Origin of the sequence: Agrobacterium sp. rho-8.1 (assembly GCF_033957725.1) — a bacterium.
GTDB lineage: Bacteria > Pseudomonadota > Alphaproteobacteria > Rhizobiales > Rhizobiaceae > Agrobacterium.
In genome coordinates, this window is sequence record NZ_CP192794.1 from 1 (window position 1) to 17,543 (window position 17,543).

Consider the following 17,543-nt stretch of genomic DNA (forward strand, 5'->3'; position numbering starts at 1 on the left):
GGATAGTATTATCTATGTGGCAACCGTCAAGGGACACGGCACGCTCACCGGGTATATATTCTATACTATTTTATACTAATTCGGGGTATATCATACCTTTTATACCCGCATTCTATAGCTAGCACTGCCAAATTGTACTATATTTATACTTAGCTAAGCAAATCTATGCTACGCGGTAAAAATCATCTAAATTATCGTAAAATATGGATTATATATGCTTGTAAGCCAGTGGGTTTGCGTGCTAGCATGGCTTCTATATGCGTCGCGCTGGTCGCTCAGCCTTTCCCTTGGGGTTGGCGGTCGCAGCTCAGCACACACAAATTACAAACCAACATATATTTCCTATTGCGCATTCGTCCATATTGGCATATATTTCCCATGTAGAACGCAATATATATTCATCGCAAACGGAGCGATCGCTGCATGTCTTGCCCACCTATCACGCTTTGCAACGTCCCTCAACGCAGGGCCTTCGACATCTCCCCATACATGCCTCTCATTCAGGATATCTGCGCTCTCGCCGCGATCGTCGCGTTCCTCGCAGCAACCTGCATCTGGATGCCAGAAATAGCCCCGCAATCCTTCCAGAAAGGCTAAAAAACATGGATGAAGAACACACCAACGATAATCCCGACATCAAAGAGGAGGTCGCGATCAAAGAGGTCGCAAAGCTGATCGCCGAGGCGATGACCGCTCTGCTAGCCGCGACTGACGCCGCCTCGACCCTGCTCCTTGATAGAGAGGGGAATTGGGAGGATAGCGACGTAGACGGTCTCCGCACCATTGCGATGGATGCAAGCGAGACGATCCACGAAGGGATCAACGAGCAACTGAGTTGGCGCAACCTCGCAATCACATTCGACAGAAACTACGCGGATTTCCGCCTGACGGAGATCACACGATGAAATATATTTGCCAGAATTGCTCAAACAGCTTTGCGGAAAACGAGCTGCGCGAGATCCGCAACATCACCGAACGAGTAATGCCAGGTGAAATCATGCCTGCTGGCGAGTGCCCGAGCTGCGGCGCACTCTGCCACGCTCCGCTGCATGATGCCGAAAGCCCTGTCTTCGATGCGCTTTTGCTCGCCTACGGCTCGCTGTGTGCTCGTATGGACCCAAACAAGCGGCCAAAGACACCCATCGACTGGAAAACCCTCGATGCTGCCATCGCAAAAGGCTCAGGTGGCAAAACCTACACGACCGTGATGGCCGAGCGCTGGAAGCCTCCGAAGCTCTAAATCATGCCCCAAGGTACCAAATGGTACCACGCCATACCAACCACGGAGATGCTGAAATGCACACACCAACAAACACAGATCGCGCAGCTTGGGCAGGAGAAGCCATCGCCACGTATCGAGCAATGCGCGGTAGCGATGAGCCGGTCACGGACGTGAAGGATCTGATCAACGACCTGTTGCACTATGCTCGCCTCGAGCTAGGTCTCTCGATTGACGAGTGCGAGGCGATCTCGCAGAATGCTTATGCCTCCATGGCGGAGGAAATGAGAGAGGACGAGGAATGAGGCGGCTCACACTGCCTCACGCTCCTTCCAGAACCTCCAAACGGGCATGATTCTCTGGCGGGGATCTGTAGTCCCGAATAATGGCGCTTAGTACGGCCTCAAACGACCGCGTGGCGCTCTCCCTGACGGAAGTGAGGGGTTTCCCTTGCGTCCAAAGTGCCAACGTGCCGTGGGCGACCAGCAGCAGCATATCGATCGCTATATCCACTTCAATCTGAAGTCGGCCTTCACGCTCAAGCCGCCCCAACTTCTGGCGAGCCGTTGCCATGGCCGAGGCCGTCGCGTCCGGACACTGACTTACAGTACGGTGGATCATCTTCATCAACTGCGGATGCAGGGCGCTGTAGTCGAGGAAAGCATGCCAGCCGAGCATAAGCCCCTCTATAGGGTCAGCAACATCTCCACAAGTTCGCTTGAACGCGATAAAATCAGTAATCCCATCAGCAACCAGAGCATGCAAAAGGCCGTCTTTGCTGCCGAAGTAATGGTAAAGTGTGGGTTGTTTTACATTCACAACTTGGCAAACAGCCCTAGCGGTAAGCCCCTTCTCGCCCTTTGTTTCGAGAAGTTCGCTCGCAGCAGCTAGAATTTGCCTTTCTGTCTCTGATTTTACACCACTGGTCATAAGGCCCATCATATTTTTTATCCCTTAAATAAAGCGAAAATGGACTCCCCCTACGAGATAGCCAAAAACCAAGCAGTCAGCTGCACGAAACGATTATGCAATCAGGTAGTTCCTCTAGTGACTGGCGTTTACCCGCCAACGTTGCCCATTCGAAACGTTGTCTTTGATTTTGGTGCCGAACGATAATATGGTTTTTCAACAAACGAACCGCACAAGCTGCGTCATGAACGTTCAAAAGAGGGACTTCAATGGCTGACAAGTACGACGAATACGAAGCATCAGCGAAGTTAGACCTTATTGCCGATAAGCTAAAGGAAATAGATCGCCTATTGCAAGCGGCATATCCTCATTTCGATCAGCACGTAATGGAACTCATTAATAAAGCCGATCCGAATAATGATATGGACCCTCACCATTGGGCAAATAAGATGAAGTTGATAGCTGAGACGATTCTCACAGAACGGCTGGACAAGGACGACGCCGCTTTCTCAACCAAAAGCACATCGTCATATGCCGAGCCTGACAACGACGGCCCGAACATCTAAGCGAGGATCAGTATGACCAAGATTGCCGACAAAAAAAGCGCTGTTGAAGCGCTCGATGCAGCCGCAGTCCTTTGGAAAGAGGTCGATGACGAGTTCTCTGCCATATGGATGAAATTGCCAGATGAAGCCAAAAAGCGCCTCAATGCCGAAGGGGGCGAAAAGTTCGACGCGCTGACAATGTCACATCGCCTGAAGGAGATTGCTGAAGCGGCCCGGTCTCAGGCCTCTACGTGAGCGTCACAACCCCATTATGCAGACTGAGCTTCGATCCTTCAGGAATTCGCTCCTCGATCTCTCCCAACGTCCGCTCACAGACATTGGCAATCTCCTCGGCTAAATCCCCGGATGCGTTGTGATGCTGATAGCTCCTTAGCGCGTGAAAGGATGCTGTGACGGTCTTGGTGACCAGCTCCAGCGGTAGGCTCCTCGATGTCAAATGCTCCGCCAGATCGACAGACAGTGGCGAGCCCTCCCTGCGAAGCGCCAAAGATAGCAACTCACGTTCAGAGCCGGTGAGGATCAGCACGCATGCCTGCCCATTCTCGGTCATAGCAATTTCCCTCGATCCTTGAGCCTGTCACTCAGCCTACAACGACTCCACGACCCGTATAGGTAGATAGGCCTAACCCTATCCAATGGACGCCCTTTCATCTTAGGTTAGATGTCAGAAGCTCAAAGCCACCCACTCGCCAGAGGCCGACTTTGAAAATCCTATCACACGATCGATTGGTCGAGCCCCCGGATTGTATTTGATCGCAAGCATACATGAGACACCGGGACCGGTTGCATTTTTTCCGCACTCGCCGAGAGCTATCGTGATCTCTTTTTCCGAGCCGCGCTCGGACATCGGGTTGCGAGAATAGGCCTCCTGGTAAGCGGCAAGAGCCTCAGCTTCGGTGGGGCCAGATGTTTGCCCCCAAGCCGGCACGTTGGTGAAGACACCAAGAATTGCAGATGAGATGACCGCTAATTTCTTCATAGGTAATCCTTTCGATTATCCGCTCAAACGAACAGACCGGAATTAAGGCATCGCTTATTGAAAATGGCGTTGAGATCATCGAGCCGCCACTTGTCGAGCGCGCCGCCTTTTCCGCGCTGTTCCAGTTCGGTGGCGATCTACGGTCTATGAAATCCAAGCAAGGCAACATGGAAACAGCAATCCAGAACGCCGAGGCGTTCGCAATGGCGGTATTCAAGAAACTGACGGAGGCACTGAAATGAGCAATGAATTTAATATCGCCGCACTAAAAAGGACACAGAAGCCATCGACCGAAACCGATATCGCCCGAGCGGATGCTGTGGGCGAGGCGCACGGCTTCGTTGATCGGTCACCACGCGGAAAGCCGGGACGCAAGAAGAGCGACAGAACCGGCCAGGTGCATGCCAAGGTGCTGCCGCATGTCTCGGAAGAAATTGCCGAGGAGGCGTTGCGGCGCGGAGTAGTGCAGGGGGTGATTATCGAAGAAGCATGGGCGCTTTATAAGGAAAATAAGCGCTAGGCCACGCCACGACTTTTGGAAACTGTCACCAGCGGCTAAATGGTCGCTGGCCCACAAATCGTGACATATCTTCCCCTTCGCAGCTTTGCTTCAGATAGCGCCAGATGTACTCAGGAATCATAAACGGGACTTGATGGGCAGCATGGCTTCCAGGCACGTTAAAAAGATAGCCCTTAGCCATCAGCGCCTTGATATCAGCATTAAAATAGGGCGCTGAGAAAACCTGCATTTGGTTGGCTACAGCCCAAGCCAAAATATAGCCCTCATCGTTCGGAAGTTCATTTATAGCAGCGACATGCTCCGCTTCCCACCGCGCTCGCCTCTTTCGTCGGATTGGCTTTTCTATCGCTTCAATCACCCACCTGATAAGCGAGACAGTGAGCACACTTCCACTTAGAACAAGAAGTATGAACGTCACTCCCAGAACCCACCCGGGGAGAGATTTTACATACGACAACTGAAAATAATCAGCAGAAAGAAGGCCAGTTGACGCGATCAACGTGCCTAAAGCGATTGGCCAGCTCGTTCCCATAAAATCGATCAGGTCTTTAATTGCTGGCATTGGCCCACTCCTAGCGCTGAAACGCTCTAAACACCCGTGGGCTTCTGCATCGACCCTTCGAGCTGCATAGCCGCGCAAAACTAATATTGCAAAGTGTACACAATACATGTATATTTAAGGTGGTTTCAAAAACCAAGTAATTTTTAATCAGCTCCAATTTTGAAAAGGAAAATTAAAATGGAAGCTATTTCAGGAGGAAAAAGATTTTGGAATTCGAATGGGATGACGAAAAACGGGAAAAAGTAATCGAAGAGCGTGGGGTGGATTTCGTCTATGCCGCGCTGATTTTCGAAGGGCCAGTCGTAACAAGCATTGATGACCGTAAGAACTACGGCGAGATACGATTAAGGTCCATTGGATTGGTTGGGGACGAGTGTTTTATAGTCGTCCATACACGTCGAGACGACGTGACACGCTTAATAACAGCGTGGAAAGGAGGTCGAAATGACCGCATCAAATATGAAGAGAGCATCACTTAGCGAGATAGCGCAGATGAGGACGAGGGGTGAGTTATACCACAACCCCAAAGCCCCGGAAGGTGAAAAGCTTGATGAAGCTTTTTGGAGTAATGCAAAAGTGGAGGGACCGGTTAAACCCCGGTCCGTTCACCTGAAGCTTGATCCAGAGGTTTTTGAGCACTTTCTGACAGAGACCGGTGGTAAAGGGCATTTGACACGGATGCAGGCTGTTTTGAAGGCCTACGCAAACGCTCAACGCAAAAGCCACACCACCTAAGACAAGCCGTCCGAAGAACATTCGGGCGGCTTTATTGATTCCGACGAACAGCAACTCATGAAAAAATATCCCGACGACCCCGGCCCACAGCCACGCTACCGCTGGCGCGAAACTTGGCCGGGAGAAAACCACGAAGATTATTTGGGGTGGGATGGCGACCGCTCATTCGGTCGCATCATGCTCGAAACCCACGGCACCATGCGCAGGAAATGGCGTTGGTCGATCAGCCACATGGATGGCGCTAAGAAAACCATTCTTCCACATAATGGCTGGGTCGATCACCCAAGGGTAGCCGCCGCCAAGGTTGAGCAGCTTTACGAACGGATTGCTGCATTGAATGGACTAAGGCTCAACACCCAGCGCAATCAGAACCAGTCAGGGCCAGCATCATCTGGCGACACTAACAAACCGGCTTCGTGAGCCGCAGCAATAAAAGATGCCCGCGCATCTTCTGCCGTATCATCTTCACCCCCAGCCAGAACGGCATCACATACCATCAGCGCTGTAACGTATGCCTCGCCATGGGTTCCATCAGGCCAATGCCGCAATAGGCACCGTGCCAAGGCCGAGACAGTGCCTAGCGTTTCGAAGCTGCCCCATTCGACCGTGACAGGCGCAATCGGCGGATCGTTTACAGACGACATGCAGGTGCTTTCATAGATGGGTGATCGAGAGGGGAGGGGAAAACCATTCCAACCAGGTCGCGCCGGCCGAGATCCTTTTTGAAACATTCGTTCGTGAAGGCGTAATTTAATTTCACGATCGATGCCGCCGGCAGCTCGTGTTTTTGAAGATCCGCAGAAATCTATTCCAAACGCCAAAACGCAAAAAGCCGCCCGGATCACACCGAGCGGCTTTCTTTATATCAGCGGTATTGGCGCGCAGTCCTTGCAGCTCATTGCTGAGGAAGAGGAAGCCATCAATCGCAAGATTGCGCATGCAGTCGTTTTCACAATGACCAGCGGCGCTACGCGTTGATCGCCGGCCCAATTATGAAACCCTTACAGCCGGGAAGAAATCCCATAGTTCCGCCAGATGCCAAGCCTGCCAAAATCAGCCACCAAACGAGACAGGAGTTTTCCGAATAGAAGGTTCCAGATGCCCCGCCAGGAATTTTTGCGTCGATCACCCCCGCTTTACCGAGGCCGATCTTCTCCCTGACGCTGCCATCCGGCTCGATTAGAGCAGATATGCCATGGTTCGCAGCCTGAACGAGGGGCATGCCCATCTCTGCCGCCCTGAGACGGGACTGCGCGAGGAGGATATCCGAACCTTGAGTAAGGACGAACCAGGAGTTATCCGATACTACGACCATCCATTCGGGTTTGACCGGCGCGTCATTGTAGGCGGCAACAATTTCGCCAGAAAACAGGATTTCAAAGCAGATGGCCAACAGTGCCGGCGCAGCATTGGGGATAGCGACTGCTTTGGACCTGGTGCCCCACTCAAGCGAATAGTCCGCAGCCGGGATGATCCAATTGGCAATGCCAAGAGCCTCGAATAGGCCGCGCCAGGGAATGAACTCTTCGGACGGTATCAAGTGCTGCTTATCGTAGATCGAGGACCACTTGCCCGCCCGACCAGTGAACACCGTGTTGAAGATTCGAACGCCCGTTACTGTGTGTTCAGAGCGCATCCCACCGGCAACGAAGGTAGGTGACCCGACCAATTGGGATACCACGTCGTTTACGACGTGAGGTTCCATTTCAGGAAAAAGGGCGAATGCCGTCTCGGGCCAAATGACGTGCGTCGGCCGCGAACCATCTTCCCGCGGCTGATTGGTTAGCTTCACCATAGAGGCGAGGTTCGCCGCCCTGACAGCAAGATCCGGGTTCCATTTCTCAGGAGGAGTGAACGCAGTCTGCAGAATCCTCACATCTGCAATGGGCTTGCCGTCTGCCGTCGATCGGCCGGCCTGAAGATAGATAATACCGCCTCCAATCATAACCAGGAGGATTGCAGTCACCGTCCAAGACGATCTCCGCCCAGCCCAAAGGGACATCCCAACGAGCGGCAGACATCCCACGACAGGAACAAGCCCATTAGCTCCCACGACGCCGATGGCGCCGACGAGTGGCGTCACCACCTTGCTGAAAAGCACGACCTCACCGACAGCCATCAGCGTGAAACCGGACAGCACCGTGCCGCGCAGCCACTCAGCGACAAAAAACGCCAGGCCGAGGGCAAAAATACGCCAAACCGAACTCGTCCACATCGCGCCCGCGATCGCGAACCCAATCCCATAGAACAGAGCCAGGTAAACCGGAAATCCGAATGCTAGAACCGGATATTTCCAACCATCCCCAGGAGTGATTGAGTAGGCCTCCCCGAGCCAGAGGAGGCCAAGAAAGAAGTACCCGTAACCGAAGAGCCAACCGACACCGAAACCCCGCCACGCCCTTCCCATGGCCGTATCGGCGCGATCGGCAGTAATGTCCATCAGACGCAGAAGAGCTGGAAAAATCAGGAAGATCGCCGCTGCGATCGACAGAGGTGCGTGGATCACCGTCAACGCAGCGCCGAGAGCAAGGCAAGCCAGCGCAAGCGGCCAGCGCTTGAGGGATCTCGTGTTCTTCATTACCGGCCCTACTTCAAAGGCGCGCAGTAAGCATAGGGCTGGCCATCGATCTCGATGATCTTCATCGCGCTGTCAGTTCGAAAGCTCATTCTTGATGTGGATTTTTCGCCTTGTGAATCGCAATCGAGCTGAGATTCGTACCGGCCACCGCCCTTGCTCTTGAAGTTTGATACCGTGCAGACGCCTTCACTCGTTCCCATCTCCGCGCGACCTTTTTTCTGGAAACGTAGAACCCAATCATAGACCTCGAAATTCGGATCTTTACAGCTCGCGGCCTGATCGCGAGGGGTATAGTAGCCATCCGCCCAGGGAACGTTTCTCGACGCCTCGGCCAAACCGGTCATGCTGAAAAGCGACGGACCCATGCCGACAACAGCAACCGCGAGTTTGATGCCCGATCTCATCGACTGGTCCTCTGTTCGTTGACGATCATGTGAGCCACAGCCGACGCCAACTGATTTTGGGCCGACATACCAAGCGAAGCGGCCTGGGCTTCATCCAGAGCAACGCGCGCCAGATCGAGGTAAATGGACCTGGTGTCGCCAGATGCCTGGCTGGAGGCGAAATCCTCGCCCTCGTTGCGGTATGATCCCAAGCCAGCCTCGGCGTTGGATACAGACGTTCCTGAGCCGGTACTCATCGGCTGGCTGGTCGCAATAGCGGGATCGAGTGAGCATGTTGTAGGAAGCGTTTTGGACGGATCTGCTCGCTCGGAAAAATAGCCCGGATACCCGCTTTGGAGTGCCGCCGGCACCGGGATCTGCTTATCCAAGAAGGGCTCCGGGTTGACGAAGTACCAGCTATCATTCGCAGCGCTGGAAATCTCGCTCGCAGAAAGAGGGGGTCGGGATTTGCTACCACAAGTAGGGCAAGCGCCGGTCGCCATCACGCGGCCACCAGCACCCGCCGACTGCAGAACAGATCCACGCACTGTCATGCCGAGATGGAGATGCGTCCCTCCTGTTCCATGGCCTTCGCCACTCGTGCCAGTATTGCCCATGTAGCCAATGGTGTCGCCCGCTGCCACAGTAGGATTTTGCTGCCGGAAGGTGTCCAGGTCCTTGTGGGCCAGATGGTAGTAAACAGTATTGTATTTATCGTTTTCAGCTCGAACAGAGACCCAATTGCCACCCGCGCCATTCAAGCGGAAGGTCGTTTTGCCGCCATGGCCGGCGTAGATCGGGTTATTTTCAACATTACCACCAGTGAAGCCGTTCACAATATCGAGGCCCTGGTGCATGCCCTTGGATGCGCCTGGCCGATTGGAACGGTCAGCACCATATGGCGACATGAGCTGAACGCCATTGTCCTTCATCAGAGGGACGAGGCACGCCATTTGACCACCAGCATTGCTTCCGCCACCGCCAGTAGTTCCACCCGCCTTTGCGGCCATGGTGCAGATATTCACGCTCCCATCGCCACCGGCTGACGAAGAAACACCGACACAGCCATTGTCGATCGATTTTTGACAATTCCCCACGCCGAGCTGGATACAAGCCGCGACCATCGCAGAGTCCACCTTGTAGCCGCCGACGCTCTCGCCGTTGGCCTGCATATCGAGCAACGTTTGGACCGAACCCGCATTGGCGATGGACTCATAATACTGCGCATAGATGTTAATCTGCTGCTGTCCGCTCATCGCAGCATACTGAGCCGACGTGCAGTCGCAAAACGTCGCCAGGTTGCCCTGGTTCATCTGCATAAGACCTGTGCAGCACGAGCCGTTATAGATGGCCGAGTTGCCGCCCATACTTTCGACCTTGTAGGACATGGCCGCGAAGGTAGAAGCATTTTGAGCGAGATACGAGTTCCCGCTGTTTTCGAACATCGTCTGGATCTGCGCCTGGCTGTATTGAGTGTTTGGCGCGAGATACGACCTCGCTTGAGACGGCGCAACATAGGCCAGGAAGACAATTACTGCGAGAATTGCTGTCTGAAGGATATACCGCATTGATCGCCCTCTACCTACTTCAATGGGAATGAGACTTCGCATCCTGGTATCGTGGCGTTCCCTTTGATCGCCTCTACCTGGATACTGTCGGCCTCGATGCGTGCGAAGGTGCCCGTATTTTCCAATGGCTCAACCTGCATACTCGGCCATATTCCACATGCGCCAGGCATCTCCGTCGTCGATGGCTGAGAACCGTCCTTTGGGAGAATGGTGAGGCGAGCGGGGCACGACGAATGGATCGCAGTCACAGCGCTCCCGTTCTCGCCGCTATCGCAGCCTGGGGGCCGTTGAAGCATGATCGAGACAATGTAGGTGGCTCTATCAGTCTGGAATTCGCTTGAAAGGAAATTGGTAGGCCGATAGCCACCGGCCGGCAGTACGGTCTGCTCTCCCTTAACGAACAGCTTGCCGCCACTCGCGCGGATCTTCTCGGCCTCGGAATCCATCACGTCCTTCCAGATTCGGACTAGGTCGCTATCACCAGGTTGGACTTCCGTTTTGACCTCTTTCATCTGCATCCAGCCCGCCTCATCTTGGGCTACTGCGGGGCTCAAACCAAAAGTAAACCCAATATTAAGAGAGGATAGAACAATTGCTCCAATGCTGAGGAAGCTGAGCTTGTGTAGACGTAATTTCCTGCACGCTATATGATCCTCAACCATCAAAAACTCCAGAATTTTCAGTCAAAATACACATATGAACGCTCAAGTGCCCCACCACGATTTCAATGTAAAGCGATCAGCTCTAGCTGAGATCGCTGCCGACAAGCGTTTAGGGCGTTCCGAAACGCGCGTTCTGCTTCACATGATAGCCAACTGTGAGCTGTTTATCCATAGTTCAGGCGTTGAAGATGAGTTTCATCGTTCCGATTTGTCGTTTTTGCAGCCTGGAACCTATGCTTCATTCATATCCAGCGGCACTCGTGACGATATTCGACGCGACCTTGAGTTCGTTTCGGCAAACTCCGTCACCAATCAACTGACAATTCTCCTAGAGGCCGGATACATCCGGCGCTTTAACTCTATCGGTATGCGTACATTGTTCTCATTTATGCTGAAGACATCGATGTTCACTATCGATTGAGATTGCGTCAACGTTCCTATAGGTTCGTGATCAATTTACGAACAGGATTAGACGATGGCACAGAACAACGGAAACGCTCCACAACACAGCGAATTCCTAATCATAGTCGTTCTTATGGGCGTGGTTATTGGAATGCTCAGCCTGCTCTGGTGGGTGGCATCGCCGATGATCGGAAAGGCCTACGCCTGGATTCGGATCGTTGAGACAGGCGGCGGATGGCTTTTCACAGGCTGGGGTCGGTATTTTTGGCGCATGCCCTTCGGAGATAAATATGCCTTCAGCTCTATTTTTCAGAGTAGCGTGACGTTCAACCTTGTCTTCGGCCTGTTTATTTTTGTCCTTGGACTGATCGCCCACCACAAGGTGAGCGAAAAGCACATCAGAGCCAAGGTCCAGCATAAAAAGCCGCTCGGATACAAGGACGTGATGAAGCTGCAGGCTCCTGAGTTTCCTGCAAACCAATTCTTCCTCGATTTTGAAATCGCCAAAGATTATTCGGTTTCAAAAGGACCGGCGAGGATGCCGATGACCGCACTGGAACTGCTGCTTGAGGTGGACGCTATTGAGGGCATTCACCAGGGTGACACCCTCTCCGATCCCGGTGCCGCGACAGGTTGGAAGATCAATGATGATCTTGTTACAGCCAGGCTTGTCCGAGACTTCGGCCCCCTCAATCCTTTTGCTCGCAAGAATTTTCCGTTCCGAAATAAAGACGCCATTCAAACTGCTATCGACGCTCTTCCATGGCACACGGTCTCGATCGTTTACGCTTCGGTCGCTCGACTTTATGCGCTCGACACAATGGAAACGGACGACTTCGAGGCGACAAATGCTGAGATCGAGAACTATCTGAAAGACATCTGGCGAGAGATCAACAAAGGGAAAAAGAGCCTCGGCGCACTCCTGGTGCTCGGCTATATCGATCAAGACGACAAGCGCCTGAAGCTTGAAGCCGCAAAAGAAGCCTTTCCAAAAAAGAAGAACCTCAACGTTCTCACGCTAACGGAATGGCTTAACGAAGAGGTCGAATTCGAGGACAGGCGAGTCAGCCGTGGCGAATCCTTTATAACTACGCAGCGCGCCCGCAAAGAGCTTCACCGCATCCTAACTGAGTTTGGGGACGTATCTCCGGACCGCCTGGTGAACATCAAGGACCACAAAGGCAAGATCAAAAAGCACAGCGACCTGTCGCAGCTCGAACTTGCGAAATACACTCAGATCCAGAAAAAGCAGGAACGAAGCGTAACAGTAGAAATTCAACGCCTCCTCCGGGCCAATGGATACCAATTTGGGCTGGCGTCCAGCCTGCTCAACGAAACAAGAGCGGGCGGCACACTGCCCCCTTCCCTCTTTCGCTGGATGCGCTTCTACGACTACCCTCTATGGAGCTACCTACGCGTGACCGGGATGAATACCCCCACTCCAGAAGTCGCCGGCATGTTCGATCACGCTCAAACTGAGATCAAAAGCGGCATGCCGCTCACGAAACCATACCTGGTATCGGCCGTAGAAGGCGTCCGCGTCGAGGCGAGCAAATACATCACCGACGATATGCGACGCAAATTCGTGATGATCCAGACCGAACGCAGCGCCCGTCAAAAGACGCTCGCCGCTCGTCCTCAGATAGAAGCGACGATTAGAACACTCGCCAAGAGCTTCGCGCAGCAAGCCCAACAGAAACAGGACGAAATCACCACTAGAGAATTATCGGATGGCGCAATCGAGGGCAACCACACGCCGACCGGAGGCGAATACTAGGAACGAGCGCGATTACGGTCGATCAGCTACCTGACAGCCAGGCAGTCTGGTAGGGCGTCTAGCGTCACGCTCCCTTGCCAAACACAGCCGACATCACGTCGTCGGGCACCTTAATGTTCAGCGAGGTCAAAGCTTCCTTCAACTTCGGTTGCTTGGTCTTCGGAATGTCGCCATCGGCCTTGTAGCGAAACAGCGTCCGTGTCGTCACACCCATGTAGTCAGCGATCCGCTTCCGAACGATATGGCTCTGCTGCTTGTTTTCAATGACGGATCGCTCGACTTCCTCAAATAGGAGCTGCGCCGGCTTCACGTCATCTCTGCGCGGTTGCAACAGCATTTCGAGTTCATCTTCGCTCATTTCAACACCGAGCGTCGTATTGAGAGACTTGAGCTGGTTGATGCGATTCCTTGGAACGCCGTCGTACTGCCAGATCCACGACCAGACCAACTGACGGCTCACCTCAACGCCAAGAAGCTCCGCGAATCGAGCTGCGGAGCCGTAGTTATTTGCCAGGACGCCCTTTGAGTAGGCCCGAGAAACAACGTTCTCGATATAGGCCGCAAGCTTCGGATGTGGTGTCTTTTCTTCAGAAGGCATCGCGAGGACCGAGGTCTCCAAATTCGAATTCTTCTATTATGTAGCACCTGAGTCGGCAAAAAAGAAGAACCCGCAGCAGATCGCTGCGACGGGGTCTTTAAATTCAAGCTTGGGAGGATCTTGAATTAGCCGCCAGAGCCAGTCGCGTAGGTCGTAACCAAGCCGACGATAATGGCAAGAATCGTGAGCATCGAGCCAACGATCAGTCCTACAATGTAGGACATGTTGCTACCTCGCGCCTGTTCGCCCTGCTGGATATTGGAATAGAGCTTGTAGGTGGAGATGCCAGCGAGAGCGACGCCGAGAACGCCGAAAATGATTAGGATGATGTTGAGGACGTTTGTACCCGTCGTGGTAACGTCTTCAACGTTCATGTTGGAGTTCTGCGCCGTGTCCCGCGCGGTCTTCAATACGTCGAGCGGCGCTGAAGGATCTACATCCTGAGCTTGCGCGACAGACGTAACCACCGTCGACAGAATTGCCGGCAGCGCAAAGAATGTCATTGCCCCCTTGATAAGCATGGCGTTGGCCCGTGCGCTTGCCTCGTAACCCTTTCGGATGATCATCATAATCCCTCTTATCGATCGATTTCACGTTGAATGTGACGTTAACTCAATGCGTGCTGATACCGTAACGATCCATAGAACCATTTATCGACGTTTTCAACGCTAAAGTTCAGACCTATACGTTAAACTATTTCGACTGATTCACGTTTACGACGGTCATTGACGGATTCAACGATAAGTCTATCCACAAGACGACGGGCGATTGAAGTTTCGTCAACGTTGTTTTGATTAGCCATAACGTCCCAATCCTGACCAACAGTCCCTTCAGGGTAACGTAGAGCGAGCATGCTCAACGCCTCATTTACCGAAAAGCGCTTGTAGCATTCCTCTCGAACGTTTCGGTCCTGTGCTCTTGTCGTAAGAGCCCAAAGGAGCGTCGGCCCTAGGAAATTGTTGAGCACAATCCAGCGCTCAGCCTGTTTCAGCTTGTAGTTGGCGAGGAAGTTGACGCCATCCGCGTTTTTCTTCCCGGTACCATGGACGTGCTTGTAAAGCTGTTCCTTGACCGCATCAGAGAAGCCAAACGTCTGCTGAATCTGCTCCCGCAATTCATTTGTCTCGGCTTTGAGAATAAAGATCGTGCTGGCCATGCTTTGCATAATTTCAAAGTCGCGCAGCAACTGAGACGCCAGTATGATCTCCATGCCCCATTTACGACCAACGCGAACGTCAGCAAGCACCTGCTGAGCGATACCCCCCGCACCACCGGTCATATGGTATTCGTCAAAGCAAAGTCGCTTCGGTGTTTCGGCGATATCCTCATAGCGCCGCTCCCAATACGTCTGGTAGAGCGCGCGCATCGGCCTGGGGAAATCCATGGATGATATTTCTTCAGCATCGCCACCGATCTTCTGAACGAAGAGGTGACGCGCAATCATATACATCAGAGAATTGTTGCGGTAGGAGGCCGCGTCTTGGCCATCCTGCTTCACGTCATTCAGATCGACAGAGATAACTCGCGCCTCGCCGAAATCGAGTTTCGTAGGATAGCTGAAAATCGGATACCGCTCGATTGCTGCGTTGATGGCCTGCTTCATGAACTTCACAGCATCCTCGTCATATTCCGAGATGATGTTCTGTTCGCTAAGGACACGAGCCACATCCTGAAGAAGCGGCATCGCGTAACGCTGCGCACGAATGGCTGAAACGAAATCCTTCTTCTCAACAAGACGGTCGACGATCGTCCACCATTTCTCGCGCGACGAAAGTGGAATGCCGTGCTTTTCGCAGGCTTCATCAACGCGCGGGTCATGGCCAGCTTCCCATGTGTTGGGAGACGAGGAAATTTCCAGATCGCTCTTGAGCTGGAAGATCCGGGTGACGACCTTCTGAACGATCTGTTCGTAATGCTGTTCGCGATCGGTGTCGCCGATGAGCGTTACAAGGAAGCGTTCGATGAACTTCTTCTCACGGGGCAGCGGAGTGCGCCGGCCCAAACCTAGATCAAGAAAATTCACAGAGTTGTCGCGGTCGTTGAATAGGCGGCGATAGTAAGCCTCGTGCTGCCTTTCGGGAGGCAACGCCTCCTGAATCAACCGAATGAAGCCCGAGGACGATACGCCAATGTCGATGACGCAGACAAATGGCATTGTCCGCCCCTTCGAATGAGCTGTAAACTCATAGTTCAGTCGGTTCATAAGAACAGACTTACCCGCGCCAGGCGTCGCAAAAATCAGCGTCAACCAATAGTTCTGCTCCGAAGAGAAGGCATTGTGAGGCGCAATCTTTCCTTCTGTAGTCGTGAATATCGTTTCGCCACGGTCAAAGACAGGCGCCGACGAGTGAAACGGCATGATCATTGCCATGTCACCCATCGGGACGAACGTCGGCTTGATTGAGTCAACACGCTTGACCATGCCTGGCACGGTTTCTGCCAGTGACATCATAGGATTCTTTGTTGTGTCACTCACTTGCGCATCACCCCAACCCATCATCGAGCGGATTAGGTACGATCGGCGACGTTCAAGCGTCTCCTCGCTTTCATTCGGCTCACGCCAGGTGCAGGCGACGATCCAGCTTTTGACGAATGTCTCGCGGTCCTGCTGAGCGATCCGAGACATCTCCTTCAAGTTTAGAAAGAGGTTTTTCGATTTCGGCCCGGTCAGGGAGGCAAATGACGCAAGAACCTGCTTCAGTCCAACGTTGAAAGGACCGCCTTCGATATGGAAGGCCACACGAAGTGGCATATCAGGATCTGCACCATTCTTGATCGACGCCAGAAGGTCATTGAATGGATACATGGACCGTGGAAAGAGCTGCATCGCAGCAAGAGCGTAGGCTCGGCCCCCAAGCTGCAAGGAACGCATGTTGTTCTTCGCGATCATGCCTGCGGACATGATTTGCATGGAAAGTGGTGGAGCAAAGAACTCGGACAGATCGTTATCGTGGGTCGATTTTACGCCCGGATATTTCCGATCGCCAGGGCCGAACGGCTTCCAATTATCAGGTGTTTCGTGAAACAGCAGCCCCTTGCGAACTTCAGCAAGATCGGGCCGATGACCATCTTCATCAGGGCCTAGTTCCACGACCTGGACGCCGGAAGCATCCAGCGCCGAGGCGACACGGCCAACGAAAGCGCCATGTTCTGCGGAGATTGGTTCAAGGCGAGAGAAGGGCTGCATCGCCTTGACGGCTGGCGGGAGGTCGGAACGTGCCTTTTTGTTGTCGCTCCGTGCTTCTTTCAAGTCGCCTTTCAATACCGCGTCTGGCTTAGTCCAGCACGCAACCAGCGTCTTCGAATAGCGCGCTCTTTTCAGCGTCAGTTCGAAGGCCTCGTTCACCAGGACTTCAACTGAAAGCTCCTTGATTTTCGCGGCGTCGCGGATCGGCCGGAACAGTCGCTCAACCTGCTGAAGTGTGTTTCCCGACGTTTCAAAGGACACAGATATGAAATGACCATGCTTTTTGAGAAGAGGCCCGATCTCGCTACCAAAGAAATCACGCATCGCCACCGTGGCTTCGTCAGTGGATAGGATGTCACGCATCCCCTGAACTTCAAGGATAGTGCATTCACTGCCGTCATGCGCGTAGAACACCGGCTGGTCGATATCGGGATCGAATCCGGACAGATGGCAGTAATCGTCAGAGAACTTAGACATCGTCGCCTCCCTCCGCTTTCTGTTTGTTTGCAAGATCGACAGGATTATCGACAGCGGAGATGCAGAAGATATTCGACAACAGGCTTTCCTTTATGCCCTCTGTCGAGGTGATTTTCGATTCGGCCCGGCCGGACAAAACCTCAAGTAGAAGACGCTCTCTGTTGGAAATCGCGCCACCCTCACTGGCGTAGCGGAACGCATCAGCATCACCGGCACGAACAGCGGAGGTCACGGTGGCGTCGTTGCCGAAAAGGTCCATAAAGCTGTCAGGTAAGGGCTTACCAGCGAGCTGACGCTCAAGCCCCTTTTCATAGACTGCACGGATCAGCTTTCGGACAAGGTGAATATCGTCGGCCTTCTCCTCGGGGTCGCTCGAACCAAGATAAATTTTCTTGCGCCTTGAAAGATCAGCCATCTAATT

At 53.2% G+C, this 17,543-nt stretch carries 24 protein-coding genes; 11 read left to right on the forward strand and 13 right to left on the reverse strand.

Annotation, left to right across the window (positions count from 1 at the left end; translation table 11 throughout):
- The first annotated feature begins 602 nt into the window (after nt 1-602).
- Genes RMR21_RS25860 through RMR21_RS25870 form a run of 3 tightly spaced genes read left to right on the forward strand, consistent with a single transcriptional unit; the run spans nt 603 to nt 1,524 of the window.
- Nucleotides 603-905: a hypothetical protein gene (locus tag RMR21_RS25860; protein WP_432331065.1), complete on the forward strand. Its 303-nt coding sequence runs from the start codon at nt 603-605 to the stop codon at nt 903-905.
- Nucleotides 902-1,240, forward strand: a complete 339-nt coding sequence (locus RMR21_RS25865; protein WP_234625063.1) for a hypothetical protein — start codon at nt 902-904, stop codon at nt 1,238-1,240. The genes RMR21_RS25860 and RMR21_RS25865 overlap by 4 nt, the downstream gene beginning before the upstream one ends.
- Before the next feature lie 56 nt (nt 1,241-1,296).
- The gene (locus RMR21_RS25870; protein ID WP_234625062.1) at nt 1,297-1,524 is read left to right on the forward strand and encodes a hypothetical protein; all 228 of its coding nucleotides are present in this window, start codon (nt 1,297-1,299) and stop codon (nt 1,522-1,524) included.
- A 16-nt stretch (nt 1,525-1,540) separates the two neighbouring features.
- Here the strand turns inward: RMR21_RS25870 and RMR21_RS25875 are convergent, their stop codons facing one another.
- Nucleotides 1,541-2,161 carry a TetR/AcrR family transcriptional regulator gene (locus RMR21_RS25875; protein ID WP_320188606.1) on the reverse strand — a complete coding sequence of 207 codons (621 nt, stop codon included), beginning with the start codon at nt 2,159-2,161 and terminating at the stop codon, nt 1,541-1,543.
- 236 nt (nt 2,162-2,397) lie between these two features.
- On the opposite strand from RMR21_RS25875, the gene RMR21_RS25880 reads away from it, so the two are divergent.
- Both RMR21_RS25880 and RMR21_RS25885 read left to right on the forward strand, forming a co-directional pair.
- Nucleotides 2,398-2,694, forward strand: a complete 297-nt coding sequence (locus tag RMR21_RS25880) for a hypothetical protein (protein ID WP_234625060.1) — start codon at nt 2,398-2,400, stop codon at nt 2,692-2,694.
- Nucleotides 2,695-2,706: 12 nt separating this feature from the next.
- Nucleotides 2,707-2,928, forward strand: coding sequence for a hypothetical protein (locus RMR21_RS25885; RefSeq protein ID WP_234625059.1), 222 nt, complete (start codon nt 2,707-2,709; stop codon nt 2,926-2,928).
- Here the strand turns inward: RMR21_RS25885 and RMR21_RS25890 are convergent.
- Both RMR21_RS25890 and RMR21_RS25895 read right to left on the reverse strand, forming a co-directional pair.
- The gene (locus RMR21_RS25890; protein WP_320188607.1) at nt 2,921-3,244 is read right to left on the reverse strand and encodes a hypothetical protein; all 324 of its coding nucleotides are present in this window, start codon (nt 3,242-3,244) and stop codon (nt 2,921-2,923) included. The two genes, RMR21_RS25885 and RMR21_RS25890, sit on opposite strands and share 8 nt — an antisense overlap.
- Before the next feature lie 114 nt (nt 3,245-3,358).
- A complete protein-coding gene (locus RMR21_RS25895; RefSeq protein ID WP_320188608.1) occupies nt 3,359-3,673 on the reverse strand; it encodes a hypothetical protein in 315 nt (104 codons plus the stop codon).
- Nucleotides 3,674-3,911: 238 nt separating this feature from the next.
- Here RMR21_RS25895 and RMR21_RS25900 point away from each other — a divergent pair, with 238 nt between their 5' ends.
- Nucleotides 3,912-4,193 carry a chromosome partitioning protein ParB gene (locus tag RMR21_RS25900; protein WP_320188609.1) on the forward strand — a complete coding sequence of 94 codons (282 nt, stop codon included), beginning with the start codon at nt 3,912-3,914 and terminating at the stop codon, nt 4,191-4,193.
- 25 nt (nt 4,194-4,218) lie between these two features.
- Here RMR21_RS25900 and RMR21_RS25905 read toward each other — a convergent pair whose 3' ends face one another.
- Complete coding sequence (locus RMR21_RS25905; RefSeq protein WP_498672863.1) at nt 4,219-4,755, reverse strand: hypothetical protein; 537 nt, start codon at nt 4,753-4,755, stop codon at nt 4,219-4,221.
- A 206-nt stretch (nt 4,756-4,961) separates the two neighbouring features.
- Between RMR21_RS25905 and RMR21_RS25910 the strand changes: the two genes are divergently transcribed.
- From RMR21_RS25910 to RMR21_RS25920, 3 genes are read left to right on the forward strand one after another with little or no spacing between them, the layout of a single operon-like run.
- On the forward strand, nt 4,962-5,234 hold the full coding sequence (locus RMR21_RS25910) for a BrnT family toxin (protein WP_320188612.1): 273 nt from the start codon (nt 4,962-4,964) through the stop codon (nt 5,232-5,234).
- Nucleotides 5,200-5,490: a hypothetical protein gene (locus RMR21_RS25915; protein WP_320188613.1), complete on the forward strand. Its 291-nt coding sequence runs from the start codon at nt 5,200-5,202 to the stop codon at nt 5,488-5,490. The genes RMR21_RS25910 and RMR21_RS25915 overlap by 35 nt, the downstream gene beginning before the upstream one ends.
- 57 nt (nt 5,491-5,547) lie before the next feature.
- Nucleotides 5,548-5,910 (forward strand): hypothetical protein, encoded by a 363-nt coding sequence (locus tag RMR21_RS25920; RefSeq protein ID WP_320188614.1) that lies wholly within the window; start codon nt 5,548-5,550, stop codon nt 5,908-5,910.
- Here RMR21_RS25920 and RMR21_RS25925 read toward each other — a convergent pair.
- From RMR21_RS25925 to RMR21_RS25945, 5 genes are all read right to left on the reverse strand, one after another.
- A complete protein-coding gene (locus RMR21_RS25925) occupies nt 5,856-6,221 on the reverse strand; it encodes a DUF982 domain-containing protein (protein ID WP_320188656.1) in 366 nt (121 codons plus the stop codon). The two genes, RMR21_RS25920 and RMR21_RS25925, sit on opposite strands and share 55 nt — an antisense overlap.
- Before the next feature lie 236 nt (nt 6,222-6,457).
- The gene (gene lnt / locus RMR21_RS25930) at nt 6,458-8,068 is read right to left on the reverse strand and encodes an apolipoprotein N-acyltransferase (protein ID WP_320188615.1); all 1,611 of its coding nucleotides are present in this window, start codon (nt 8,066-8,068) and stop codon (nt 6,458-6,460) included.
- An 8-nt stretch (nt 8,069-8,076) separates the two neighbouring features.
- Nucleotides 8,077-8,472 (reverse strand): hypothetical protein, encoded by a 396-nt coding sequence (locus RMR21_RS25935; protein ID WP_234625055.1) that lies wholly within the window; start codon nt 8,470-8,472, stop codon nt 8,077-8,079.
- Nucleotides 8,469-10,019: a M23 family metallopeptidase gene (locus RMR21_RS25940; RefSeq protein WP_234625054.1), complete on the reverse strand. Its 1,551-nt coding sequence runs from the start codon at nt 10,017-10,019 to the stop codon at nt 8,469-8,471. Before RMR21_RS25940 ends, RMR21_RS25935 begins: the two co-directional genes overlap by 4 nt.
- A 14-nt stretch (nt 10,020-10,033) precedes the next feature.
- On the reverse strand, nt 10,034-10,681 hold the full coding sequence (locus RMR21_RS25945) for a hypothetical protein (RefSeq protein ID WP_234625053.1): 648 nt from the start codon (nt 10,679-10,681) through the stop codon (nt 10,034-10,036).
- 34 nt (nt 10,682-10,715) lie between these two features.
- On the opposite strand from RMR21_RS25945, the gene RMR21_RS25950 reads away from it, so the two are divergent.
- The gene (locus RMR21_RS25950; protein ID WP_234625052.1) at nt 10,716-11,102 is read left to right on the forward strand and encodes a hypothetical protein; all 387 of its coding nucleotides are present in this window, start codon (nt 10,716-10,718) and stop codon (nt 11,100-11,102) included.
- Between the two features lie 54 nt (nt 11,103-11,156).
- Nucleotides 11,157-12,860, forward strand: coding sequence for a secretion/conjugation apparatus DotM-related subunit (locus tag RMR21_RS25955; RefSeq protein ID WP_234625051.1), 1,704 nt, complete (start codon nt 11,157-11,159; stop codon nt 12,858-12,860).
- Between the two features lie 64 nt (nt 12,861-12,924).
- Here the strand turns inward: RMR21_RS25955 and RMR21_RS25960 are convergent, their stop codons facing one another.
- The 4 genes from RMR21_RS25960 to RMR21_RS25975 all read right to left on the reverse strand — a co-directional run bounded on the left by RMR21_RS25960 (nt 12,925) and on the right by RMR21_RS25975 (nt 17,537).
- The gene (locus tag RMR21_RS25960; RefSeq protein ID WP_234625050.1) at nt 12,925-13,479 is read right to left on the reverse strand and encodes a helix-turn-helix domain-containing protein; all 555 of its coding nucleotides are present in this window, start codon (nt 13,477-13,479) and stop codon (nt 12,925-12,927) included.
- Nucleotides 13,480-13,583: 104 nt separating this feature from the next.
- The gene (locus tag RMR21_RS25965; protein WP_234625049.1) at nt 13,584-14,027 is read right to left on the reverse strand and encodes a hypothetical protein; all 444 of its coding nucleotides are present in this window, start codon (nt 14,025-14,027) and stop codon (nt 13,584-13,586) included.
- Nucleotides 14,028-14,146: 119 nt separating this feature from the next.
- The gene (locus tag RMR21_RS25970; RefSeq protein ID WP_320188617.1) at nt 14,147-17,122 is read right to left on the reverse strand and encodes a putative type IV secretion/conjugal transfer ATPase; all 2,976 of its coding nucleotides are present in this window, start codon (nt 17,120-17,122) and stop codon (nt 14,147-14,149) included.
- Nucleotides 17,115-17,537 (reverse strand): hypothetical protein, encoded by a 423-nt coding sequence (locus RMR21_RS25975; RefSeq protein ID WP_234625047.1) that lies wholly within the window; start codon nt 17,535-17,537, stop codon nt 17,115-17,117. Before RMR21_RS25975 ends, RMR21_RS25970 begins: the two co-directional genes overlap by 8 nt.
- Between the last annotated feature and the right edge of the window lie 6 nt (nt 17,538-17,543).